Here is a 22,985-nt window from a genome sequence, read left to right on the forward strand (position 1 = left end):
ACGCCACGATTTACCTCACTGTCGGCGTCGGGTGAAGACTGACCCCTGATCGTCGGGTGAATTTGGACCCCCTCCGTTGATGCTGAGGAAGTGATGTCAGTGGAGGATTGGGCTGAGATCCGCCGGTTGCACCGGTCGGAGGGGATGCCGATCAAGGCGATTGCCCGGGTGATGGGTGTGGGCCGCAATACGGTCCGGCGAGCGTTGGCGGCTGAGGGGCCACCGAAGTATGAGCGGTTGCCGCGTGGTTCGAAGGTCGACGCGGTCGAGCCGCAGATCCGTGAGTTGTTGCGGGCCTATCCGAGGATGCCGGCCACGGTGATCGCTGAGCGGGTCGGCTGGGGGTATGGGATCACGATTTTGAAGGACCGGATCCGTGAGCTGCGGCCGCTGTATCTGCCGCCAGACCCGTCGGGGCGAACCCAGTATGTGGCCGGTGAGTTGGCGCAGTGCGATCTGTGGTTTCCGCCGGTGGACATCCCGCTGGGGTGTGGTCAGTTTGGCCGGCCCCCGGTGCTGGTGATGGTCAGTGGATACTCGCGAGTGATCACCGCGAAGATGCTGCCGTCGCGGCAGTCACCGGATCTGTTGTGCGGGCATTGGGAACTGTTGTGCGGTTGGGGTGTTGTCCCGCGAGCATTGGTGTGGGACAACGAGTCTGCGGTCGGTAAGTGGCGGGGTGGTAAGCCCGAACTCACCTCGGCGATGAACGCCTTCCGCGGGGTGCTGGGCATCAAGGTGGTGTTGTGCCGGCCCGCCGACCCGGAGGCCAAGGGTCTGGTGGAGCGGGCCAACGGCTACTTGGAGACCTCGTTTCTGCCGGGGCGGTCGTTTGACTCTCCGGCGGACTTCAACGACCGACTCACCACGTGGTTAGTCGGTGCCAACTCCCGTACTCATCGCAGGCTGGGCTGTCGGCCGGCCGATCGCTGGGATGCTGATGCCGCAGCGATGCTGGAGTTGCCGCCCACAGCGCCGGCGGTGGGCTGGGCCACCACGGTGCGGTTGGGGCGCGATCATTACGTGCGCCTGGGTACCAATGACTACTCGGTGCACCCGTCGGTGATCGGCCGCAAAGTCAGCGTCAGCGCGGATCTGAATATGGTGTGGGTGCAGTGTGACTCGGTTCTGGTCGCCGTCCATCGGAGGTGTTGGGCGGCGCATCAGACGATCAGCGACCCCGCCCACATCGAGGCAGCCGCACAGCTGCGGACCCGGCACCGGCTGACGGCGAGCGCGCCTGCTGACGACGCGGTGGCCTACCGGGATCTGTCTGACTACGACCGCATCCTGGGTCTGGGCGAGGAGGCCGCCTCGTGACCACCAAACGCACCTCGACCTCTAGCCGCGACATCACCGCCGAGCTGGCGTTTCTGACCCGCGCCCTCAAGGCGCCCTCGCTGGGTGATGCGATTGCGCGGTTGGCTGAGCGGGCCCGCGCCGAGAGTTGGACCCATGAGGAGTTCCTGGCGGCGTGTCTGCAACGCGAGGTCGCCGCCCGCGAGTCCCACGGTGGTGAGGGCAGGATCCGTGCAGCCCGGTTCCCAGCACGAAAGGCATTGGAGGAGTTCGACTTCGACTATCAACGATCCCTCAAACGCGATCAGATTGCGCACCTGGGCACCCTGGACTTCATCGCCTCCAAACAGAACGTCGTCTTCCTCGGACCGCCCGGGACCGGTAAGACGCACTTGTCGATCGGAATCGGCATCCGAGCCTGCCAGGCCGGGCACCGCGTCGCGTTCGCCACCGCCGCCCAATGGGTCGACCGTCTCGCCGCGGCCCACCATGGCGACCGACTCCAAGACGAACTGATCAAACTCGGCCGCGTGCCGCTGTTGATCATCGACGAAGTCGGCTACATCCCGTTCGAACCCGAAGCGGCCAATCTGTTCTTCCAGTTGATCTCAGCCCGCTACGAACGCGCCAGTCTGATCGTCACGTCGAACAAGCCCTTCGGTCGCTGGGGTGAAGTCTTCGGCGACGACGTCGTCGCCGCAGCCATGATCGACCGCCTTGTCCACCACGCCGAGGTCCTCTCAATGAAAGGAGACAGCTACCGACTAAAGGACCGAGACCTCGGCCGCGTCCCCGCGGCCACAACCACCAAAGAAACCTAGGAGCGGGGTCCACTTTCAACCGACGCAAAGGGGTACAGATTCACCCGACGTTGACACTCACTCGGTCCAAAGTCCACAGCGATCCCTCACCAGGTCGACGGCTGCCCTGCTCTGTGTGGCGGTCGAGTGCCCGGCGGCTTGCCGCGGGTGCGCTGTAGAGCCGTACTCGATCAGCCGAGCTCCCCCAAGACTTCACTCTGACGAGAGACAAAAGTGTCTCCTGTCGAGGGTAGTTACCAGGCTGATCACGTCGATATCGTGCCTGCTATGTCCTCGGCTGACTGTGTGCTGGACCACACAGCATCGTCATGCCCATGCAAGTGGCGATGTGCCCATTTGCCGACCGCGTTGGGGCGGCACGCATGGTGACGCTACATCCGGCCACCAAGCCGGTCCGGGCGATGGGCGACTTCTTCGTGATGACAGCGGAGACTTTCGTGACTATGTTCAAGCCACCTTTCGCGTGGCGTGAATACCTACTCCAGTGCTGGTTCGTGGCGCGGGTATCGACACTCCCCGGGATATTGATGACGATCCCTTGGGCAGTGATTTCGGGGTTCCTTTTCAATGTCCTGCTGACCGATATCGGTGCCGCGGATTTTTCCGGCACCGGCTGCGCGATCTTCACCGTGGACCAGAGCGCCCCGATAGTGACGGTCTTGGTGGTCGCGGGCGCCGGCGCCACCGCCATGTGCGCCGATCTGGGTGCGCGAACTATCCGCGAGGAACTCGACGCGATGCGGGTAATGGGCATTAACCCCATCCAGGCGCTGGTGGTTCCGCGCGTGTTGGCGGCGACCACCGTCTCGCTGGCGCTGGCCTCGGTGGTGATCACCGCGGGTCTTATCGGTGCGTTCTTTTGCTCCGTATTTCTTATGCACGTCTCGGCGGGTGCGTGGGTGACGGGTCTCACCACGCTCACCCACATGGCCGACGTCATCATCTCGATGGTCAAGGCGACGCTATTCGGGTTGGCGGCAGGCCTGATCGCCTGTTACAAGGGCATCTCGGTCGGCGGCGGCCCCGCCGGGGTCGGCAGCGCGGTGAACGAAACGGTGGTGTTTGCCTTCATCGTCTTATTCGTGACCAACATCATCGTCACCGCTGTCGGCATGCCGTTCATGGTGAGGTGAACCTGTGACGCTTAGTGCTCCGAGCAACCTACATCCGCGCCTACAACGTACGACGAAAACCCTGGTGGCTGAATGGAATCGGATCGGATCGCAGACGCGGTTCTACATCACCACACTGGCCGGGGTTCCCGATGCCATCATGCACTACAGGAGCGAGCTGTTCCGGCTGATCGCGCAAATGGGGTTGGGGAGCGGGGCTCTTGCGGTGATCGGCGGAACCGTCGTGATCGTCGGCTTCTTGACGATGACTACCGGTGCAATTGTGGCAGTGCAGGGCTATAACGAATTCGCTTCCGTCGGCGTGGAGGCCTTGACGGGCTTCGCATCGGCCTTTTTCAATCCCCGAGAAATCGTGCCAGGAACTGTCATGGTCGCGCTGGCGGCCACCATCGGTGCCGGTAGCACCGCTCAGCTGGGGGCGATGCGGATCAACGAGGAAATCGATGCGCTCGAGGTGATCGGTATCCGCAGCGTCAGCTATCTGGCGAGCACCCGGGTGGTGGCCGGGGTCGTGGTGGCTATCCCACTGTTCTTTGTGGGGCTCATCACGGCGTTTATGGCCGCTCGCCTCGGCACCACGGTCGTCTATGGTCAGGGGTCTGGCGTCTTCGACCACTACTTCAACACGTTCCTCAGTACGAGCGACCTGCTCTGGGCGTTGTTCGAAGTCGCCGCGGTCGCCGTGATGATCATGCTTCTGTGCACCTTCTACGGGTACACGGCGCACGGCGGGCCGGCCGGGGTCGGCGAGGCCGTTGGCCGCGCCGTTCGTGCCTCCATGGTTGTCGCGTCGATGCTCATCGTCGTCATGACATTCGCCATCTATGGCAAGTCCGGCAACTTCCACCTGGCGAGCTAGCGGGATGAATCACAGGCAAGGTCTGCACCGTTTGCACGACGCGTGGTGGACGCTGGTCTTGTTCGCGGCGATCGGTGCGGTTGTTTTCGTGGCGGCGGCGTCCTTTGATGAAACCTTCCGGTCCTATGTGCTGGTGACGTTGACATCGAATCGCTCGGGGCTGGTCATGGACACCGGCGCCAAGGTCATGATGCGCGGTGTGCAGGTGGGTCGCGTAGCCCAGGTCAACGATGACAACGGCCGGGCCGGCCTCACGCTGGAGATCGACCCGGATCAGCTCCAATACATCCCGGCCAACGTGGAGGCAAAGATCGAGGTCACCACCGTGTTCGGGGGCAAATTCGTCGACCTGATCTCTCCTGCTGATCCCAGTGCCCGGCACTTAGTCGCCGGTGCGGTGCTGCATTCCAGCAATGTCACCACCGAGGTGAACACGGTCTTTGAGAACGTCGTCGATCTGCTCAACATGGTCGATCCGGAAAAGCTCAACGCCGTGCTGACCGCGGTGGCCGACGCGGTGCGCGGGCGGGGGGAACAGATAGGCCAGGCCACCACCGACCTCAATCAGGTTCTGCTGGCACTCAACGCGCGCCGCGACACTATCCGTCAAGACTGGCGTTCATTGAAAAGCTTCAGCGATACCTACGACGCGGCCGCCCGAGACATCGTGGCTATCCTGAACGCCGCCAGCACCTCCAGTGTCACCATCGTGAATCACAAGACTGCGCTAGATAGCCTGCTGCTCAACGCCATCGGGTTCACGAGGGCCGGAACCAACCTGCTCGGCACAAGCAGAGACAGCTTCGTCGCGTCGGTCAACAACCTCGAGCCGACGACAAACCTGTTGTTGAAGTACAACCCCGAGTACACCTGCATGCTGCAGGGAGCCAAGTGGTTCCTCGACAATGCGCGGCCGGCCTGGGGCGGGGACGGCCGCACGATCTGGCTTGATGTCGGCCTGTTGCTGGGCAACGACCCCTATGTGTATCCCGACAACCTGCCCATTGTCGCCGCGAAGGGCGGACCTGGAGGAAAACCGGGTTGCGGGTCGCTGCCGGATCCCACGAAGAACTTCCCGGTGCGACAGTTGGTTACCAATACCGGTTGGGGAACCGGCCTTGACATGCGGCCCAACCCCGGCATCGGGCATCCCTGCTGGGTTGACTTCTTCCCGGTCACCCGCGGCCTGCCCCAGCCGCCGAGCATCCGCCAGTGCATCCCCGGCCCTGCGGTCGGACCAGAGCCCTACCCCGGGGCGGCGCCCGTCGGGGCAGCGCTTTACGGGCCGGGCGGGGTGCCCCTGTGGCCGGGAGTGCCTCCAGCAAAGCCTAACCCGACGTCGGCGGAACCCGGCCCGCCCTCACCGTGACGGCCGCCAATCTACTCGAAGGGGGACAGGTGCTGTGAAAGAAAACCTGACAGGCGTCATTGTGCGCCTGGCCATCTTCTTTGTGATCTGTGGCTTGGTCACGTTCGTGCTGCTGACAGTCTTTGCGGAGTTCCGATTCGGCGAGGGCAAGACCTACAACGCCGAGTTCAGCAACGTGTCCGGACTGAAGCAGGGCAACTTGGTCCGGGTCGCCGGCGTGGAGGTCGGCAAGGTCGAAGACATCTCCATCAATCCCGACGCAACGGTACGGGTCGAATTCAGCGCCAACGCGTCCGCGGTTTTGACCGATGGCACCCGGGCCGAAATCCGCTACGACGACTTGATCGGCGGCCGCTATCTGTCGCTCGAGGAAGGAGCCGGCAGCCCCAGAATCCTCAATCCCGGTCAGACCATTCCGCTGGCGCGCACCAAACCGGCACTGGATCTGGATTCGGTGATGGGCGGCTTCCGGCCGTTGTTTCGGGCGCTCAACCCGGATCAGGTCAACGCCCTGACAGGCCAGTTGATTGAGGCGCTTCAGGGCCAGGGCGCCACGATCGGGTCCTTCCTGGATCAGGCCGCAGGGTTGACCAACACACTGGCCGACCGCGATCTGCTGATCGGGCAGGTAGTCGACAACCTCAACGTGGTGTTGGGATCACTGGGTGGCCAAAGCGACCAGCTTGACAAAGCGGTGGTATCCCTCGCGGAGCTGGTGCACGGGCTGGCGCAACGCAAAACCGACATCACCAACGCGGTGGCCTACACCAACGTCGCCACCGGCAGCATTGCTGACTTGCTGACACGCGCCCGGAAGCCCGTTCAGGAGGTGGTTCACGGGACCGACCGTGTCGCGGCGATCGCGGCTGCCGATCACGACTACCTCGACACTCTGCTGAACACGCTGCCCGACAAATACCGAGCGCTGAACCGTCAAGCTGTGTACGGGGATTTCTTCAGCTTTTACTTCTGCGATGTCGTGTTGAAGGTGAACGGCAAGGGAGGTCAGCCGGTGTATGTCAAGGTAGCCGGTCAAAGCACCGGCAGGTGCACACCGAAGTGAGGAAACCACTCTCCCAACGCAATCCCTTCGTCCTGGGCACTGTCGGCATCTTGGTGCTCGCCGGGCTCTTGGTGGCTGCGCTGCAGTGGCAGAAGCTGCCCTTCCTCAAAGAGGGCAAGGAATATCGCGCTTATTTCGCCGATGCTGGCGGGCTGTCCAGCGGCGCCGCTGTGGAGGTCTCCGGCTATTCCGTGGGAACTGTATCCAGCATTTCACTCGACGCGACTGGCGTTCTGGTGACGTTCAACATCGGCGGCAACGTTCACGTGGGCGACCGGACGGCGGCGGCGATTAAGACCAAGAGCCTGTTGGGCGCCAAGTTTCTCGAGGTCACGCCGCGCGGTGAAGGGCAGCTAGTCGGCGTAATCCCGCTCGATCGGACGGTGTCGCCCTACCAGCTGCCCGATGCGCTTGGCGATTTGGCAACCACCATCAGCGGGCTGAACACCAACCAGCTGTCCGACTCGTTGGCCACCCTGGCGCAAACCTTTTCCAGCACGCCACCAGATCTGAAGAACGCGGTCCACGGGGTGGCGCGGTTTGCGCAAACACTCGACAGGCACGACGCCCAACTCCGTCACCTGCTTGACAACGCGGCCAAAGCAACCAAAGTGCTGGCCAAGCGCACCGACCAGGTGGTCAGCCTGGTCAAGGACACCAATGCCTTGCTGGCGCAACTGCGGACGCAAAGCGGCGCCCTGGATCAGATCGCAACCAACATCTCGGCGGTGTCGCGGCAACTGAAGGGGTTCATCGCCGAGAACCGACAGCAGCTGCGCCCGGCGCTGGACAAGCTCAATGCGGTGCTCGCGATCGTCGACAACCGCAAGGAACGCATCCAACAAGCGATCAAGGGGCTCAACGTCTACGCCATGTCCCTGGGTGAGTCGCTTGCGTCCGGCCCATTCTTCAACGCATACGTGGTCAACCTTCTGCCGGGCCAGTTCCTGCAGCCGTTCATCAGTGCCGCATTCTCCGACCTGGGACTGGACCCGGCCACCCTGCTGCCGTCGCAGGTGACGGACCCGCAGACCGGCGAGCCGGCGACCCCGGCACTGCCGGTGCCCTACCCGCGCACCGGCCAGGGCGGCGAGCCGCGGTTGAATCTGCCCGACGCGATCACCGGCAACCCGGGCGACCATCAGTGCGGTTTGCCCGGCATGGCGTTGCCCGGCCCTGGCTGCTACCCGTACCGGGAGCCGCCGCCGGCCCCACCACCTGGCGGCCCGCCGCCCGGGCCGCCGGCGGTCCCCATCCCCGCACCAACGCCCTCGCCGATCAATGTGGAAGTCGGGCCGGGGCCCTCACGGCCGGGAGGCCAACCGTGATGACCAGACTGCGACAAGCCCGCACGGTGTTGGCCACCACGCTCATCCTGGTGCTCGTCGCCGGGGTGTTCGTCGCCATGCGAGCCGCCGAGCACACCGCCCGAACGCTGGTGGTCGCCTACTTCGACAACAGCAACGGTCTGTTCGCCGGAGACGACGTGCGCATCCGGGGCGTGCCAGTGGGCAAAGTCCTCAAGATTGAACCGCAGCCCCTGAGGTCCAAGATTTCGTTCTGGTTCGATCCCAAGTACAAAGTCCCCGCCAATGCCGAGGCCGCGATCTTGTCCCCGCAGCTGGTGACGGGCCGGGCTATCCAGCTGACGCCGCCCTACACCGGCGGTCCCACCATGCAAATGGGCGCGGTCATCCCACAAAACCGCACCGCGGTACCGGTCGAATGGGACGACATACGGACGCAACTCGAGCGGCTAACCACATTGCTGCAGCCGAGTCAGCCGGGCGGTGTGAGCACATTGGGCGCCTTAATCAACACCGCCGCCGACAACCTGCGGGGACAAGGCGCCACGATACGCGACACCGTCATCAAGCTGTCGGAGACGGTCTCTGCGCTCGGCGATCACAGCAACGACATCTTCTCCACCCTGAAAAATCTGTCGACACTGGTGTCGGCGTTGCACGACAGCGCGGATCTGCTCGAGCACCTGAACCGTAACCTGGCCACGGTGTCGGGGCTGCTGGCCGATGACCCGAACAAAGTCGGCGAGGCGGTCGAGGACCTAAACGCTGTGGTCGGTGACGTGCAGAGCTTCGTCGCAGATAACTCGGAGACGCTGGGCACCACGTCGGACAAGTTGACGTCGATCAGCAAGGCGGTGGTCGACAGCCTTGACGACATCAAACAAACGCTGCACATCTTGCCGACGGCAGCTGTGAACTTCAGCAACATATTCGAGCCGTCCAACGGGGCGCTGACCGGGGTACTAGCGGGCGCTAACATGGCCAACCCCATCGCTTTCCTGTGTGGTGCCATCCAGGCCGCTTCCCGGTTGGGGGGCGAGCAAGCAGCGAAACTGTGTGTGCAATACCTGGCGCCGATCGTGAAGAACCGCCAGTACAACTTCGCCCCGCTGGGGGAGAACCTTTTCGTCGGCGCACAGGCCAGGCCGAATGAGGTCACCTACAGCGAGGACTGGATGCGGCCCGACTACGTTCCGCCGGCCGCCGATACGCCGCCAGCCCCCGGGGCCGCATCCAGTCCTCGCTGTAGGTGACCTCATTCGGCCTGGCCCAACAAGACACAGGCCGCACCCGCCCCGGATGCTCCGCCGGCGTCTCCGACGGTCGCCACCAACCCCGCGGCCGGCCTGTCCGGCATGATGATGCCGCCGGGAGGTGGCTCGTGAGGCACGGCCGTTGGCGCCGCGCAGCGGCGAGCCTGGGCATGGTGGTCCTGGCCGGGGTATCTGGCTGCGGTTGGCACGGGCTGAATTCGCTGCCGCTGCCTGGCACGCAGGGCAACGGTCCGGGCTCCTTCGTGATCCAGGCCCAGATGCCCAACGTCAACAACATCCAGCCCAACGCGCGGGTGCGAGTCGCAGACGTCATTGTCGGCCACGTCACGAAAATCGAGCTCCAGGGTTGGCACGCGGTCGTGTCCATGCGCCTTAACGGCGACGTCGACCTACCGGCCAATGCCACCGTCAAGATCGGGCAGACGACCATATTGGGTTCATTACATATCGAGCTGGCGCCCCCGAGGAACGAACCACCGCACGGAAGGCTTCGCGAAGGCTCCGTCATTTCGTTGTCCCACGCGGGTTCCTTCCCGACCCCTGAGCAGACGTTGGCGGCGCTGTCGTTGGTGCTCAACGGCGGTGGATTGGGCCAAGTAGGGGACATTACCGAGGCGCTGAGCACCGCGTTTCGCGGTCGCGAGCAAGACTTGCGAAGCCTGATCGAACAACTGGACAAGTTCGCTGCGAACCTCAACGACCAGACCGATGACATCATCGCCAGCACCGAGAGCCTGAACCACCTGACCGGGAAGTTCGCCGAGCAGCAACCCGTCTTGGACCGTGCGGTTAAGACCATCCCCGAGGCGCTTGCGGTGCTCAACAACGAGCGGGACACCCTCATCGAGGCGGCCGACCAGCTGGGCAAGTTCAGCGCCTTGGCCGCCGACACCGTCATCAAAACCAAAGAAAACCTCGTCAAAGAGCTGAACGCCGTCGGACCGGTGCTGGAGTCGCTGGCCAACGCCGGTCCGAGCTTGACCCGCGCGCTCAGCATTATTCCCACCTATCCGTTCCCCAACGAAACCATCGAAAAATGGCAGCGGGGTGACTACGCCAACCTGACTGCGATCATCGACCTCACCCTGAGCCGCATCGACCAAGGACTCTTCACCGGCACGCGGTGGGAATGCCATTTGACCCAGCTGGAGCTGCAGTGGGGCCGGACTATCGGTCAGTTCCCCAGCCCGTGCACCGGAGGCTACCGGAATACGCCTGGCAATCCGCTGACTGCCGCTTACCACTGGGATCAGGGGCCATAACGTGTATTTGAGCCGCCAAGCGAGGATCCAACTTGCCATCTTCACGGTGGTCGCGCTTGCCGCGTCCGCGGTAATGGTCCTGCACTACATGAAGTTGCCCGCCGCCCTGTTCGGTGTCGGCCGCTACACGGTGACGGTCGAGTTGGCGCGAACCGGCGGGCTGTACAACAGCAGCAACGTCACCTATCGGGGCGCCGAAGTCGGCCGGGTGCAATCGCTGCACCTGACTGCCACCGGTGCGGCGGCCGTGTTGTCGCTGAAATCTGGCATCGACATCCCGTCGGATCTCAAGGTCGAGGTACACAGCCAATCGGCGGTCGGGGAGCAGTACGTCGCGTTACTTCCGCGAAGCGAAACCTCGCCGCCGCTGAAAAACGGTGATGTGATCCCAATAAAAGACACCTCGGTGCCCCCCGACATCAATTCCCTGATCGACGCCCTCAACACCGGCCTGCGGGCGGTGCCGCGCGACAACCTCAAAACCGTCGTCGACGAGTCCTACACCGCAGTGGGTGGGCTCGGCCCGGAACTGTCCAGGATCGTCAAGGGCTCCACCGATCTGTCGATCGATGCACGCCGAAATCTGGATCCGCTGTTGGCGCTGATCGACCAGGCAGGCCCGGTGCTGGATTCGCAGACCGACACTTCCGATGCGATTCAGGGGTGGGCGGCACACCTGGCCACGGTGACCCATGAACTGCAGACCCACGACGAAGCTGTCGCCGGCATCCTGGACAACGCTGGCCCCGCGGCTGCCCAGGGGCAGAAGCTGGTCGAGCGGTTACAACCCACCTTGCCTATCCTGCTGGCCAATCTTGTCAGCGTCAGCCAGGTCGCGCTCACCTACCAAAGCGACCTCGAACAGACGCTCGTCTTGGTGCCCCAGCTCATCTCCGACGAATCGGCCGGCCTGGTGGCAAACGCGAACACTAAGCAGGCATACCGGGGTCAATACCTGAGCTTCAACCTCAACCTCAACCTCCCGCCTCCGTGCACCACTGGGTTTCTGCCAGCGCAACAGATGCGGAATCCCACGCTCGAGGACTACCCGGAACGCCCGGCCGGCGACCTGTACTGCAGGATCCCGCAGGACTCACCGATGATCGAGGTGCGCGGTGCGCGCAACATCCCGTGCGAAACGGTGCCTGGCAAGCGCGCACCCACCGTGAAGTTGTGCGAGAGCGGCGAGCAGTATGTGCCGCTCAACGACGGCTACAACTGGAAAGGCGACCCCAACGCGACACTGTCCGGAGGGGACATCCCGCAGTTGCCGCCTGGGACGCCACCGGCAGCCGGTTCGCCGGGGCCGGCGCCGCCCCCGATCGCTGCAGCCCAATACGACCCGGCAACCGGTACCTACATCGGACCCGACGGGCGTCAGTACACCCAATCCGACCTTGCCCAAACCGCCCCGAAAAAGGACAAGACATGGCAAACAATGCTGCTGCCACCGCCGGGCCGCTGACAGCAATCGCGCACAGACGTACTAACCAAGATAGATGGAGGACGGCATGCAAGTAGCGGCTGATTCAGGACTGCGCCCGGGCGACGACCCGGTGGATGAAGACGACGACACGCTGAATGAACAGGACAGTCCCGCTGGGGACGGCGACCCCCCTGAGGCTGCCGACGACGTAGACCGCGCGCCGGCGGCCCGGTCCAGAAAACGGGTGTCGGGGCAGCGGTGGGCGACGTTGCTCGGTGTGGTGCTCGTCGTTGCGTTGTCGGCGTTGCTGGGATGGTTGGGATTTCGTGTTCACCACGCGCAGCACGAGCAGGCTCAGCGAATTCAATTTCTTCAGGCGGCCAGGCAGGGCGCACTGAACTTGACGACCATCGACTGGCAGCGCGCCGAGGCTGATGTGCGCCGGATCATGGACGGGGCGACGGGCGAGTTCTATGACGATTTCGACAAGCGGTCGAAGGCGTTCATCGAGGTGCTCAAGCAGGCCAAGGCGACGACGGTCGGCACGATCACCGATGCTGGGCTTGAGTCGGAGACCGCCGACACAGCTCAGGCGCTGGTGGCTGTGTCGGTGCAAACGTCGAATGCTGGTGAACCCGAACAAGTTCCGCGTGCCTGGCGAATGCGTATCTACGTGCAAAAAGTCGGCGGTCAGGTCAAGGTTTCTAACGTTGGGTTCGTGCCGTGATCCGGCTCAAGTCGCGCCAGGCCAGCGACCACAAGGATAGCGATGCCGCCGCGGAAACCCTTGCTGGGGCAGTGCCCACAGCGGTAGCCGAGGACCTGACCGCTGACGATGAGATCGCCGAGGACGTGACCAAAGTCGGCGAGGCGCTGTCCCTGGAGGTCGATGCGCCCGACGGCGAAACGGCCACAGTGATCGATGAGCCCGACTGTGATGAGCCCCTGGCGAAAGGGCGGCGTCGCATCAGTTGGTCGCGGGTGGTTGCCTACGGGATACTGCCCGGGCTGGCCATGCTGCTGGCATGTGCCGCGGGCTATGTGAAATGGCAGGAGGCCTCGGTCCGGGGCGCGCAGGCGGCCCGTGCGGAATCCGTGCGGGCCGCTACCGATGGCACCATCGCGTTGCTGTCCTACCGCCCCGACACCGTGCAGAAAGATCTTGAGGCCGCGCGGGCCCGACTGACGGGTACATTCCTCAACGCCTACACACAGTTGACCCACGATGTGGTGATCCCTGGAGCAAAGCAAAAGCAGATCTCGGCCGTAGCGACTGTCCCAGGCGCCGCATCGACGTCGGCGACCGCCAGCCATGCCGTTGTGCTGCTGTTTGTGAACCAGACGATCATCGTCGGCCAAGACGCGCCCACCAACTCCGCATCCAGCGTTCGGGTCACCCTCGACAAGATCAACGGGCATTGGCTGATCTCTCAATTCGACCCGGTCTGATCACGACGATGCCGCGATCCGCCGTTGGTCACATGCTGGAAAAGCCGCTCACAACAATGTTCTTCACGTGTGCGGGGTTATTTGGTGTTGCGGCAGTGGCGGTGACACCCAATGCGCATGCCGATGTGGTGGCCTATCTGCTGAATGTGACGGTGCGGCCCGGCTATAACTTCGCCAACGCCGACGCGGCGTTGAGCTACGGACACGGCATCTGCGACAAGGTATCGCAGGGTCGCAGCTACGCCGGTGTGATGGGCGATGTGATGGCCGACTTCGACACCTCCGACGAATACCAGGCCTCGTACCTGATCAATCAGGCCGTCAACGAACTTTGTCCCGCCTTGATCTGGCAGCTGCGCAACTCCGCAGCGCACTACCGGCCACCGGCCCCTGCCGGCGCCTGACGGAAGGGAAACCAACATGCAGCATCGAACGTTGACCTCGCCTGCGCTGGTGGTCGCCGTCGGCGCCCTGCTGGGTATGCCCGCCGCACATGCTGATGGCGACAACAACACGCTCGTACCGAACAACAAACGACTCAACGACGGCGTGGTCGCCAACGTCTTCACGGTGCAGCATCAGGCAGGCTGCACCAACGACGTCAAAATCAACCCACAGCTGCAACTGGCCGCCCAACGGCACACCCACGATGTGCTGAACAACCGAAACCTCGACGCTGATATCGGTTCTGACGGGTCCACGCCACAAGACCGCGCCAGTGCCACCGGCTTTCGCGGCAAGGTGGCCGAAACCGTGGCCATCAATCCGGCCTTGGCGATCAGCGGCGTCGAGTTGATCAACCAGTGGTACTACAACCCCGCCGACTTCGCGATCATGTCCGACTGCGCCAACACCCGAGTCGGGGTGTGGTCAGAGAACAGCCTCGATCGCACCGTCGTGGTCGCCGTTTACGGACAGCCCGACCAACCCGCCCAGAGACCACCGAAGATACCGCCGACCGGACCCCCGCCCGTGGTGTCCATGCAGGAAAACATCCCCCTCGATCCCAGCCCCGACTACGACGCCAGCGACGAAGTCGAATTCGGCATCAACTGGCTCCCGTGGATCCTGCGCGGCGTCTACCCACCTCCCGCCATGCCACCGCAGTAGCCAACCGTCAGCTCGCGCCGGCGCTGACAAGCGTGGTCTCACAGCTAAAAGGGCTGCGTTCCGGCATAGCTGGTGGTATGACGCGAATGTCGGCCGCAGGCCGGTGGCCGCCGTGGTCGCTCACCAGGACGTGGGCCTCACCACCGGTCTTTCTTTGAAGTGACCATTAATTTGATCGGTCCTTGTTGTCGACTTCCCAATAGTCGTCTAGCCGAGAGCGTTGTGGACTTCCAATTGAGCATCGACGCGACGCTGTTCGGGCCGTAGCATGGCTGCGGCCTGCGCTGTCGGGGATTTCCCAATCGATTATCCTGTGACTGTTGGCAAGTCGTCACGGCGCCCCACGCCGGGTATCGTGCCACTTTCCACCGTACGACTATTTGGGCGCGGAACCGGAACGGCAGTCTCCTCTGATACCACGGTATGACCGCCGCGGCTACACGGAGTCCACCACTATGCGCGCATCCGCCCGGTCGTTTCAGCGCCGACATTGGTTCGATTGCGGGGCAATTAGGGTGGGCACGCTTGGCCAGAGCCACGGGATCGGAGTATGTCTCGCGGAGCGGGGGCGGCGCGTGGCGTAGCCATGAGGAGAACGCAAGGACCCTCCCGGTTACCGTTCAACGGTTCGAAGAGCCGGCTTGCGTAGCATGCGCTTGGCACGCGCAGGCCAACTTTGGCGCACGCGGTCCGACTCCTGTCATCGTTCGCGTCCCATACTCGGCTTTGGGCAGAACAGGAGCGGTCATGCGTGTCACCGTCGATTACGATCTGTGCGCTGGGCATGGCCAGTGCCTGTTAGCTGCGCCCGACGTCTTCGATTTGCCGGATGGGTCCGAGCAGGTCGTCATTCTCGATCGGGATCCACCCCAAAGCGAGTACGAAGCCGTCGTGCGGGCCGCGGCGATGTGCCCAGCGCAGGCGCTGCGCGTCGTCAACTGATGCCGACCGTCAGCGTGGTCCTTCGGCGGCGTCCTCGAGTAGACCGTACCGTCCGGCGAGCGCGGCGGCTTTGATCCTGTTGGCTGCACCGAGTTTGTGCAACAACGAGGCAACCATTCGCTTGGCGGTTCGCTCCGAAACCAGCATCGTGGTGGCAATATCAGCGGTCTCTATACCCGTTGACAGCAGCACCCACAGCTTGAGGTCCGCTGGCGTCAACGAGTCGAGCACATCTGTTGACGGCTTGCGTGAGCTGGACAGCAGCGTGTCGAGCAGGGCCGGGTCGATCACTCGCAGGCCCGCGGCGATGGTGGACAGCGGACCGGCGAGCGCCTCGGGACGTACGGTCTTCGACAGAAACCCGTCTGCGCCGGCACGCAGCGCTTCCTCGGCCAGCTGCGGATCAGCCGTGCCCGACAACGCCAGGATCCGGGTCCTCGGGTGACGCGCCTTGATGTGGCGGATCGCGGCCACACCGCCCAGCGGCGGCATGGAGAGGTCGACAATCGCCAGATCGGCATCACACGACGAGGCGAGTTCTGCGGCCTCCTCGACGAACGTCGTGCGGCCACCGATGATGAACTGCTCACCCCAGTCGCGGGTCAGCAGGAGTTGCAATCCCTCCGCGAAGAGTTCGTGATCGTCGACAATCACAACGACATAGGGCTTCCGACTCACCCGCCGATGGTAATGCGCGTGTGAGGGATCGTCGTCGAATTTCCCGACCCGGCCTCCGGCGGTGTCTAGGCTCAGGCGCGTGAACAGCTCGCGGGAGCTCCGATCTCTGGTGATGCCCCCTGGTGACGGGTACGGGCTGGCCCGCGTCGTGGTTGCCGTCCGGGTCGCGGTCGTGGTATCGATCGTCGTGCTGGTAGCGATCGGCCCGGAGTGGATGCGCCGGCACACACTGATGCTCGCCGTCGTCTTGACCGCCGCACTGGCCTACGCGGCGGTACTCATGGCCCACCCACGCTTCGAGGTGCGCCGCACGCGTTATGCGTGGCTGGTCTCGGCGTTGGACGCAACGCTCACGCTGTCCCTCATCGGACAGACGGGCGGTGCGTCCAGTCCGGTTGTCTCGGTGCTCGCACTAGTGGTCATCGCCTCGGCGGCGCGGCTGACGTTCACCGAATCCCTGTTGCTGGCCGTGTTCGTGGGTATCGGCTACCTGGTAGTGGTGTTGATGTCCGGGCACCAGGACGACACTGCCCTGTCACCGCCAGTACAGGGACTCTGGTGGGCGCTGTACGTGGTGTTCGTCGCGGTGCTCGGTGGCAGCCTATCGGTCCTGGTCGACCGTGAACACCGGTCCCGGGTGCGCGCCCTGGTGGAGGCCGAGGCAGAACACGCCGCCGCCGAGGAGGAACGCGACCTGCGAGCTCGCCTGCTGCGCTCCTATGAGGCGCAGCAGGAGGGACTTCAGGTGCTGCTCCACGAGTTCCGTACTCCGGTGGCCTCGCTCGAGGCGCTTGCCGCCGCCCTCACGGACTCGGCTCCGATGGCAACCGCGGACCGCGACTCGGCGATCCAACTCGCGGGCCGGCACACGCGCCACCTGTCGGACATGCTCGACGCGTTGTCAGATGTCAACCTCAGCCGGCGGCCCGCGTTCTCGTCCGGTCGCCTGCGTCGGATCGATCTGGCCGACTTGATCTCCGAAGCCGGCGACGCGGCCGGCCTGCTCCCAACCCGCCTGCGGGTGTCGACGACAGGCGACGTCTCCGCCATCCAGGTGGACGCGCAGGGGCTGCGCCGGGTGCTGACCAATCTGCTGGAGAACGCCGCACGGCACGGCCGCGGGCGACCCATCGACGTGATCTGCGAACGCAGCGATGATCATCTGAGCGTCTCGGTTCTCGACCGCGGGCCCGGGGTATCGCAAGAGAGTCTGGGCGAGTTGACCGCCAAGTTCGTCAGCCTGTCGGATCGGCGTGGCACCGCTGGACTAGGGCTGTGGATCGTGCAGCAGATCGTCGACGCGCTCGGCGGGACGCTGCAGTTCTCCGCCCGTGACGGCGGTGGCCTAACCGCCTCGTTCACCGTTCACGTCAGTTGACGGGCCACGCGCTCAGCAGAGTGGCACGCACGGGCCGTGAGTTGGCCCGCACGTCAGGGGTAATCGGGCGCCTTCTATCCCAGACTGGCCTGGACCCCGCGAAGTGATCTGCAGCACACCGTGCGGAAGAGGCTGAAAGGAATCTCAATGACCACCGCCGCCCCCACCCATCGCGACATCGACCTGAGCGCACGTGAGTTCTGGGCGAAGCCGCATGAGGAACGTGACGCTGCGTTCGCGGTGTTGCGTCGCGAGAACCCCGTGGCGTGGAGTCGGCCTGCCGACTCTGACCTGCTGCCCCCGGAGCAGAACACCGCCGGTTTCTGGTCGTTGACCAAGCACGAGGACATCCGGATAGCGAGCCGCCACCCCGAGATCTTCTCCTCCGCGCAGGGCATCACCATGGAGGACTTCCCGCCCGAAATGATCCACATCGCACAGTCGTTCATCGCGATGGACGCGCCGCGCCACACCCAACTGCGCGGTATCACCTTGGATGCATTCAAGCCGAAGAACATGGGCCGGCTTCAGGACTGGATTCAGGGTCACGCCCGCGATCTGGTTTCCGAGATAGCCCACTTGGGCGAGGGTGATTTCGTCGAGCTGGTCTCGGTCAAGCTGCCGGGCCGGATCTTCGGCAGCTTTTTCGGCCTTCCGCCCGGGAAGATCCACGACAAGACCATCAACGCCGCGCAACGCCTGCTCGGCTGGACCGACCCGGAGGTCTGTGGCGACAGCAGCGCACTCGAACTCTTCGCCGGCGCGGTGATGGACCTGCATGAGACAGTGTCGTTGCTGATCCCCGAGCGCCGCGCCAACCCCGGCGACGACCTGCTGACCTGGATGGTGCAGGCCGAGTTCGACGGCGAGAAGATGACCGACGACGAGCTGAAGGCCTTCTTCGTGCTATTGGCCGTGGCAGCCAACGACACCACCCGGCACGCGTCGGCGAACGCGATCCACGCGTTCTCCAGGTTCCCGGATCAGCGCGACCTGCTGGTGGCCGACGTCCCCGGCCGAGTGGATTCCGCTGTCGAGGAAGTCCTGCGCTGGGCGTCACCGCTACTGCACATGCGACGCACCGCCACCCAGGACTTCACCATCCGCGGATCGGAGATCAAGGCCGGCGACAAGGTGGTGCTCTGGTACATCTCGGGCAACCGCGACGAGGACGTCTTCGAGAATCCGTTCACGTTCGACATCTTCCGGAACCCCAACCCGCACATCGCTTTCGGAGGCGGTGGGCCACACTTCTGCCTCGGCGCCGCACTGGCCCGCACCATGCTGCGGTCGTTGCTGACTGAGGTGTACACGCGCATCCCCGACATCAGCGCACCCGAACCGCACTTCCAGGTGGCCAACTTCATCAACGGCATCAACAGCCTGCCCGCCACTTGGACTCCCGAGCGCCGCTGACCACCCCAAAGTAAGCACACGCCGTTTGAAAACCAAAGCCGCCGTCCTGTGGCGTCTACACCAGAAGTGGTAGGTCGAAGAACTCGACCTGGACGGACCCAGAGAGCGGGAGGTCCTGGTGAAGCTGACCGGCGGCGGCCTGTGCCACTGCGATAACCATCTGGTCACAGGAGACATGCCGATGAACCTCCCGGTGGTCGGCGGACACGAGGGCGCAGGTGTGGCGGCCGACGTCGGACCCTGCGCCACCGAAGTGGTGGTGGGCGACCACGTCGTCCTCAGCTTCATCCCCGCCTGCTGTCGATGCCGTCCGCGTGCTCGCGGCATGAGCAAGCTGTGCGAGTACCGCGCGGCGATCATGGCGGGACCGCAGCTGGATGGCACCCGATTCCATGGCCGCGGTCAGGACATTGGCCAGATGTGTGTTCTCGGAACAATTTCCGAGTACACCGTCGTCCCCATACTCTCGTTGGTCAAAGTCGACAAGGACGTACCGCTGGACAAGGCCGCACTCGTCGGATGCGGTGTCACCACCGGCTACGGTGCCGCCGCGCGCACGGGCGAGACCGAGGATGGCTAAACCGTCGTCGTCATGGGTGTCGGCAGATTGGGCACCAACATGATCAACGCGATGTATCCCTTCGGTGGGGTGAAGCAGAGCGGATTAGGGCGCGAACTCGGGGTCGATGCCCTCGACGAGTACACCGAGCCGAAGTTCGCCTACATCGACCTGACACACGACTATTTTCCTGGGTACCCACGCTCCGTACGCACCTGACCGGCCTGCCGTCATCGTCGCCGAGACCGGACGGACGATGAGCTACCGGCGCCTCGACGACGAATCCGGTGCGCGTACTTCACGATGCTGGACTGCGCCCAGGGACGTTGTCGCGCTGCTCTCCGACAACGCCCCCGAAGCGCTCGTGACGTGTTGGGCGACACAGCGTTCGGGGTTGTGCGTGACGGCGATCAACCTCCACCTGACATCGCGGGAGGCCGCCTACATCGTGCACGATTCGGGTGCACGCGCCTTGATCGCCTCGGCCGCTCTCCACGAGTAGGCGACCGCGGTTTATGCCCACGCCGGCGGCCCGGGCATACGGCTGGCCTTCGGCGGCGAGATCGGCGGATACAATTCCTTCGAAGCTGCCCTGGGCGGGAGCGGGACCAAACCTCCAGGAGCAGCCATGCGGGGCGGTCATGCTGCACTCCTCAGGAACGACCGGTTTCCTAAAGGTGTTCGGCCCGCGCTTCCGACCGCAACGTCGATGGGCCCGGTGATCCGACCGTCGCGATTGCGAGGCGGTGCAGAACGCAGCAGCGCAACTGCGGAAGTATTGGCGGTGGGGGTTGGCTCCGTTATTTGTGGACGCACTGTCGGCCCATTCAGTGTGGTACGCCTACGGCGAACTTACCGAGGGTATGGGTCACTCACGACGCCACGGTAGCCGGAATCCTCCCTCGCTCAAGCCATAGCCGATAGTGCCGTCATCGAGTTGAAACTCCATGATCTGTTCGCACACCACGAACGTGTCCTGCGGGAACAGCCAGGTGAACAATGGTGTCGCTGAAAACGTGAAGTGGCGGCCCAACTCGTCGTTGAAAGCCCATTGCATCGAAGTCACCGAAAAGCTGTCAGGCGCGTAGTCGATCGTGTCCTTGATCGCATTGACCCGTAGCCACCGCGCGCCGTCATAGAACATCCGCATATAGGAGTTGGCGCCGGTGGTTGACACGCCGTGGATGCCGGAAAAAGCCATTCCGTTGTCGAATATGGGCCAGGCCAGCCGATAATGCCCCAGTGAGTCCCAGTTGCGAACACCGGCGGCGATGTCCCGGAAGCCCGTACCCGTCAACGCGACACGTTCACCGCGGATGGACAGGTGGCCGGTCACCACGCTCGGCCCCTCGAGGTGGACGCTGGCCATCTCGCGCGCGAATGTGCCCTCGGCGTCCTGGGTCAACGCGATGCAGTCCGCCATCGAGACATCGGAACGCCAGTCCAGTTCCAGTGCGAAATCTGCGTTGCCGAAGCTGATGTGGGTCAACATCAGCGGCTCGACAGCGCGCACGGTCAGGCCTGCCAGCTCTAAGCCGCCGGCGGGGCGGGCGTCGGTGTAGGGGAGGTTGAGGTTGGTTCGCGCGAAGACGGGCAACCCGTCGGCGAAGGCAATCAACCAGCTATTGGCCTGTTTACGGTTGGGCAGCATGCCGATTCGGATCAGGACACCGATCCGGGCCACCGGGTCGTAGGCGTTGTAGTAGTAGCTCTGACCCCACAATTCTTGATCGGGGTCGACAACGAGTCCTTCATATTTTGCGAAGTCAGTCATTTGGTCACGACCTTATGCGGTAGGGGCCAGCAGGGATTCGATTGTCGGAAGGTGATAGGCGTTGGCATCGAAGCCCTGGGCGCGGCTCCAGACACGATCACGCAGGATCTCGCCGCGGGACTGGTCGAGCACGATTCGGCGTACATCGTCGCGGTACGTCCGTGCGGAATCGTCGGTGAATACGACGTCCACCAAGTGGTCCAGCGCCGTCCGGATCGCCCGCGCCGTCGTGACGATCTCGGTCGGATCTGCGGCGGACCGCGACAGCAGCGCACGGCCGGACGCAGCCGAGCCGCTGAGCGCCGACACTGGGCCGGCGACCCGTTCGGGATAGTCGCCCAGCACTGCGCCGAGTTGGTCCGCGAAAGCCACTGCGCGGGTCAGTTCGTCGCGGTCGAAGCGATACTGCAGCGGTAGCTGCTCGGCCATCAGCGTCAGGGTGCCGATGACGAGCTGGGCCTGCTCCCTGGCGAGCGCGTTGCCCGGGTCCACCGCGGGCGCGACGGAGTCGATCATCGCCTTGATCATCGTCTGCAGCTGCAGGTCGTAGCGCAAGATCATGTCAGGCTCCCGTCTCAAGTAGCTGGTGGATTTCGTGGAGCATGCTGCTGCCGATACCGATTAGCCAGGCGACGGTGATGTCCTGATGCGTCTTTGCCCCGCCGGCGATCCGGTAGCCGGTACCCAGCGCGAGCACCGCGATGGAGAAGGCGTTGAACACCCGGTAGTAATGCAGCCGTTGAGGGTCGACGGACAGTCCAGATATCCGCTCGTAGTCGGCGTAGAGCTGGTCGGTCGGCAGCAGGCCGCTAGCCAGGAAGGTGGCTCCATCCTCGGCGAGGTGCCCGAACGCAGGAGCCGCGATCCACGCCAGGTCCTGGTGGCGGTCGCCGATCCGGGCCAGTTCCCAGTCCAGGATCGCGGTCACCTTCCGATCGTGCTCGGTGAACAAGTAGTTGCCAGTGCGAAAATCGCCGTGCACGATCGAGAGGCGTTCCACTGGCGGCATGTTGGTGCGCAGCCAATGTGCGGCCAGCCGCATCAAGGGGATGTCCTCGCCGCAGTCTTCGTCCCACGCCCGGCTCCACCAATTCACGGCCCACTCGACGCTCTGGGTGCCCAGCTCCGGTCTGTCGAAGGCGTCCAGGTCGGCGTTGGTGAAATCGAACGTGTGGATCGCCGCCAGGTGCCTGACCATCTGCTGGGCCAGCGGGCCGCGCAGCTGCGGACCGAGGTTGGTGCCTAGCCCCGACACGCCCACCGAGGCGGCCGACGGTTTCGTCGAGCCGGCTACCATCCCGTACACCAGTCCCGGGTAGGGCAGGTGCTCGGCCTGCGCATCCAGCCAGTACACGGGTGGGACAGGCACCATGCCCTGGAACGCCTTGATCACCTGGAACTCGCGCAGCCGGCTGGTCTCAACCATCGACTCGGCGGGCTCCATGCGCAGCACCAGCGGTGTTCGGGTCCGGCCGGTACCGGGCGCGACCCAATCCAGGGTGAAAGCCATTTGCAGTTTCGACGCGCCGCCACTGAGCCACCGGCCATCGGAGACGGTGAACGGCTCATCCAGTCGATCGCTGAGGATGGCTGTGACCGCGGTGGTCAGGGTGTCTAGCGTCGGCGGCGTGTAACGGCTGGTCGCGCGGTTGCGCTGGCGCCGATTGAGCACCCGGTCGAGCTCTGATTCGGTCGGGTACCGCCGGCGCAGATATTCGATCCAGGATTCGCTCGGAGCGTCCTTATCAACGCTGGCCAGATGCGGTCGGGCGAACAGGGGAACTGCTGGTGAAACCATTCCCCGATGGTGCAGGCAACCGCGCCCGCCGCCTATAGCCACCGCGTGCAACGTTCGTCCGCCGGGTT

General features: G+C 64.1%; 21 protein-coding genes and 3 pseudogenes. 20 read left to right on the plus strand and 4 right to left on the minus strand.

All coding sequences use genetic code 11. From position 1 onward, the window contains the following. Positions 1-90: 90 nt before the first annotated feature. The 15 genes and pseudogenes from istA (at position 91) to MNAB215_RS14005 (ending at position 15,314) form a co-directional block, all read left to right on the plus strand. Positions 91-1,320 carry an IS21 family transposase gene (gene istA, locus MNAB215_RS13935; RefSeq protein ID WP_077079380.1) on the plus strand — a complete coding sequence of 410 codons (1,230 nt, stop codon included), beginning with the start codon at positions 91-93 and terminating at the stop codon, positions 1,318-1,320. Beyond that, positions 1,317-2,120 carry an IS21-like element helper ATPase IstB gene (gene istB / locus MNAB215_RS13940; RefSeq protein WP_077079381.1) on the plus strand — a complete coding sequence of 268 codons (804 nt, stop codon included), beginning with the start codon at positions 1,317-1,319 and terminating at the stop codon, positions 2,118-2,120. Before istA ends, istB begins: the two co-directional genes overlap by 4 nt. 362 nt (positions 2,121-2,482) lie before the next feature. After that, complete coding sequence (locus MNAB215_RS13945) at positions 2,483-3,253, plus strand: MlaE family ABC transporter permease (protein WP_108637627.1); 771 nt, start codon at positions 2,483-2,485, stop codon at positions 3,251-3,253. Between the two features lie 4 nt (positions 3,254-3,257). Continuing rightward, on the plus strand, positions 3,258-4,112 hold the full coding sequence (locus tag MNAB215_RS13950; protein ID WP_077079382.1) for an ABC transporter permease: 855 nt from the start codon (positions 3,258-3,260) through the stop codon (positions 4,110-4,112). 4 nt (positions 4,113-4,116) lie between these two features. After that, positions 4,117-5,481, plus strand: coding sequence for an MCE family protein (locus MNAB215_RS13955; RefSeq protein ID WP_077079383.1), 1,365 nt, complete (start codon positions 4,117-4,119; stop codon positions 5,479-5,481). A 34-nt stretch (positions 5,482-5,515) separates the two neighbouring features. After that, a complete protein-coding gene (locus tag MNAB215_RS13960) occupies positions 5,516-6,544 on the plus strand; it encodes an MCE family protein (RefSeq protein WP_077079384.1) in 1,029 nt (342 codons plus the stop codon). Then, positions 6,541-7,872 carry an MCE family protein gene (locus MNAB215_RS13965; protein WP_425436450.1) on the plus strand — a complete coding sequence of 444 codons (1,332 nt, stop codon included), beginning with the start codon at positions 6,541-6,543 and terminating at the stop codon, positions 7,870-7,872. The genes MNAB215_RS13960 and MNAB215_RS13965 overlap by 4 nt, the downstream gene beginning before the upstream one ends. After that, a pseudogene (locus MNAB215_RS13970) lies at positions 7,869-9,236 on the plus strand (virulence factor Mce family protein). The gene MNAB215_RS13965 and the pseudogene MNAB215_RS13970 overlap by 4 nt, the downstream one beginning before the upstream one ends. A gap of 38 nt (positions 9,237-9,274) precedes the next feature. Further along, positions 9,275-10,387, plus strand: a complete 1,113-nt coding sequence (locus MNAB215_RS13975; RefSeq protein ID WP_077079387.1) for a virulence factor Mce family protein — start codon at positions 9,275-9,277, stop codon at positions 10,385-10,387. A gap of 1 nt (position 10,388) precedes the next feature. Then, the gene (locus MNAB215_RS13980; protein ID WP_077079388.1) at positions 10,389-11,852 is read left to right on the plus strand and encodes an MCE family protein; all 1,464 of its coding nucleotides are present in this window, start codon (positions 10,389-10,391) and stop codon (positions 11,850-11,852) included. A gap of 46 nt (positions 11,853-11,898) precedes the next feature. Further along, a complete protein-coding gene (locus MNAB215_RS13985; RefSeq protein ID WP_108637769.1) occupies positions 11,899-12,540 on the plus strand; it encodes a mammalian cell entry protein in 642 nt (213 codons plus the stop codon). 239 nt (positions 12,541-12,779) lie between these two features. Next, entirely contained in the window at positions 12,780-13,262 is a 483-nt protein-coding gene (locus MNAB215_RS13990; protein ID WP_077082004.1) for a hypothetical protein, read from the plus strand. Positions 13,263-13,294: 32 nt separating this feature from the next. Continuing rightward, positions 13,295-13,666, plus strand: a complete 372-nt coding sequence (locus tag MNAB215_RS13995; protein ID WP_108637770.1) for a DUF732 domain-containing protein — start codon at positions 13,295-13,297, stop codon at positions 13,664-13,666. A 16-nt stretch (positions 13,667-13,682) separates the two neighbouring features. After that, entirely contained in the window at positions 13,683-14,372 is a 690-nt protein-coding gene (locus MNAB215_RS14000) for a CAP domain-containing protein (protein WP_077079390.1), read from the plus strand. Positions 14,373-15,119: 747 nt separating this feature from the next. Further along, positions 15,120-15,314 carry a ferredoxin gene (locus tag MNAB215_RS14005; protein ID WP_077079391.1) on the plus strand — a complete coding sequence of 65 codons (195 nt, stop codon included), beginning with the start codon at positions 15,120-15,122 and terminating at the stop codon, positions 15,312-15,314. A 9-nt stretch (positions 15,315-15,323) separates the two neighbouring features. On the opposite strand, the gene MNAB215_RS14010 is transcribed toward MNAB215_RS14005, so the two are convergent. Continuing rightward, positions 15,324-15,992 carry a response regulator transcription factor gene (locus MNAB215_RS14010; protein WP_245830308.1) on the minus strand — a complete coding sequence of 223 codons (669 nt, stop codon included), beginning with the start codon at positions 15,990-15,992 and terminating at the stop codon, positions 15,324-15,326. Positions 15,993-16,071: 79 nt separating this feature from the next. Between MNAB215_RS14010 and MNAB215_RS14015 the strand changes: the two genes are divergently transcribed. The 5 genes and pseudogenes from MNAB215_RS14015 to MNAB215_RS30225 all read left to right on the plus strand — a co-directional run bounded on the left by MNAB215_RS14015 (position 16,072) and on the right by MNAB215_RS30225 (position 19,847). Continuing rightward, positions 16,072-17,370 (plus strand): sensor histidine kinase, encoded by a 1,299-nt coding sequence (locus MNAB215_RS14015; RefSeq protein ID WP_077079393.1) that lies wholly within the window; start codon positions 16,072-16,074, stop codon positions 17,368-17,370. 147 nt (positions 17,371-17,517) lie between these two features. Beyond that, the gene (locus MNAB215_RS14020) at positions 17,518-18,786 is read left to right on the plus strand and encodes a cytochrome P450 (protein WP_077079394.1); all 1,269 of its coding nucleotides are present in this window, start codon (positions 17,518-17,520) and stop codon (positions 18,784-18,786) included. Positions 18,787-18,811: 25 nt separating this feature from the next. Further along, positions 18,812-19,363 (plus strand): annotated as a pseudogene (locus MNAB215_RS14025) (alcohol dehydrogenase catalytic domain-containing protein); the annotation flags it as partial. 39 nt (positions 19,364-19,402) lie between these two features. Continuing rightward, positions 19,403-19,564 (plus strand): annotated as a pseudogene (locus MNAB215_RS14030) (aldehyde dehydrogenase family protein); the annotation flags it as partial. Between the two features lie 37 nt (positions 19,565-19,601). Continuing rightward, the gene (locus MNAB215_RS30225) at positions 19,602-19,847 is read left to right on the plus strand and encodes an AMP-binding protein (RefSeq protein WP_077079395.1); all 246 of its coding nucleotides are present in this window, start codon (positions 19,602-19,604) and stop codon (positions 19,845-19,847) included. Between the two features lie 366 nt (positions 19,848-20,213). Here the strand turns inward: MNAB215_RS30225 and MNAB215_RS14040 are convergent, their stop codons facing one another. From MNAB215_RS14040 to MNAB215_RS14050, 3 genes are read right to left on the minus strand one after another with little or no spacing between them, the layout of a single operon-like run. Then, entirely contained in the window at positions 20,214-21,119 is a 906-nt protein-coding gene (locus tag MNAB215_RS14040; protein WP_077079396.1) for a DUF7064 domain-containing protein, read from the minus strand. 12 nt (positions 21,120-21,131) lie between these two features. Then, positions 21,132-21,680: a hypothetical protein gene (locus tag MNAB215_RS14045; protein WP_077079397.1), complete on the minus strand. Its 549-nt coding sequence runs from the start codon at positions 21,678-21,680 to the stop codon at positions 21,132-21,134. A 1-nt stretch (position 21,681) separates the two neighbouring features. Next, positions 21,682-22,917 (minus strand): phosphotransferase family protein, encoded by a 1,236-nt coding sequence (locus tag MNAB215_RS14050; RefSeq protein WP_077079398.1) that lies wholly within the window; start codon positions 22,915-22,917, stop codon positions 21,682-21,684. Positions 22,918-22,985: the final 68 nt, after the last annotated feature.

Origin of the sequence: Mycobacterium numidiamassiliense (assembly GCF_900157365.1) — a bacterium.
GTDB classification, from domain to species: Bacteria; Actinomycetota; Actinomycetes; order Mycobacteriales; family Mycobacteriaceae; genus Mycobacterium; species Mycobacterium numidiamassiliense.

What these genes read in the sequence shown, in the direction of transcription:
- MNAB215_RS14050 (WP_077079398.1), bottom strand. Translation starts at nt 22,917, where the DNA reads ATGGTTTCACCAGCAGTTCCCCTGTTCGCCCGACCGCATCTGGCCAGC.
- MNAB215_RS30225 (WP_077079395.1), top strand. Translation starts at nt 19,602, where the DNA reads ATGAGCTACCGGCGCCTCGACGACGAATCCGGTGCGCGTACTTCACGA.
- MNAB215_RS13975 (WP_077079387.1), top strand. Translation starts at nt 9,275, where the DNA reads ATGGTGGTCCTGGCCGGGGTATCTGGCTGCGGTTGGCACGGGCTGAAT.
- MNAB215_RS14000 (WP_077079390.1), top strand. Translation starts at nt 13,683, where the DNA reads ATGCAGCATCGAACGTTGACCTCGCCTGCGCTGGTGGTCGCCGTCGGC.
- MNAB215_RS14020 (WP_077079394.1), top strand. Translation starts at nt 17,518, where the DNA reads ATGACCACCGCCGCCCCCACCCATCGCGACATCGACCTGAGCGCACGT.
- MNAB215_RS13995 (WP_108637770.1), top strand. Translation starts at nt 13,295, where the DNA reads ATGCTGGAAAAGCCGCTCACAACAATGTTCTTCACGTGTGCGGGGTTA.
- MNAB215_RS14040 (WP_077079396.1), bottom strand. Translation starts at nt 21,119, where the DNA reads ATGACTGACTTCGCAAAATATGAAGGACTCGTTGTCGACCCCGATCAA.
- MNAB215_RS14005 (WP_077079391.1), top strand. Translation starts at nt 15,120, where the DNA reads ATGCGTGTCACCGTCGATTACGATCTGTGCGCTGGGCATGGCCAGTGC.
- MNAB215_RS14045 (WP_077079397.1), bottom strand. Translation starts at nt 21,680, where the DNA reads ATGATCTTGCGCTACGACCTGCAGCTGCAGACGATGATCAAGGCGATG.
- MNAB215_RS13985 (WP_108637769.1), top strand. Translation starts at nt 11,899, where the DNA reads ATGCAAGTAGCGGCTGATTCAGGACTGCGCCCGGGCGACGACCCGGTG.
- MNAB215_RS13945 (WP_108637627.1), top strand. Translation starts at nt 2,483, where the DNA reads ATGGTGACGCTACATCCGGCCACCAAGCCGGTCCGGGCGATGGGCGAC.
- MNAB215_RS13955 (WP_077079383.1), top strand. Translation starts at nt 4,117, where the DNA reads ATGAATCACAGGCAAGGTCTGCACCGTTTGCACGACGCGTGGTGGACG.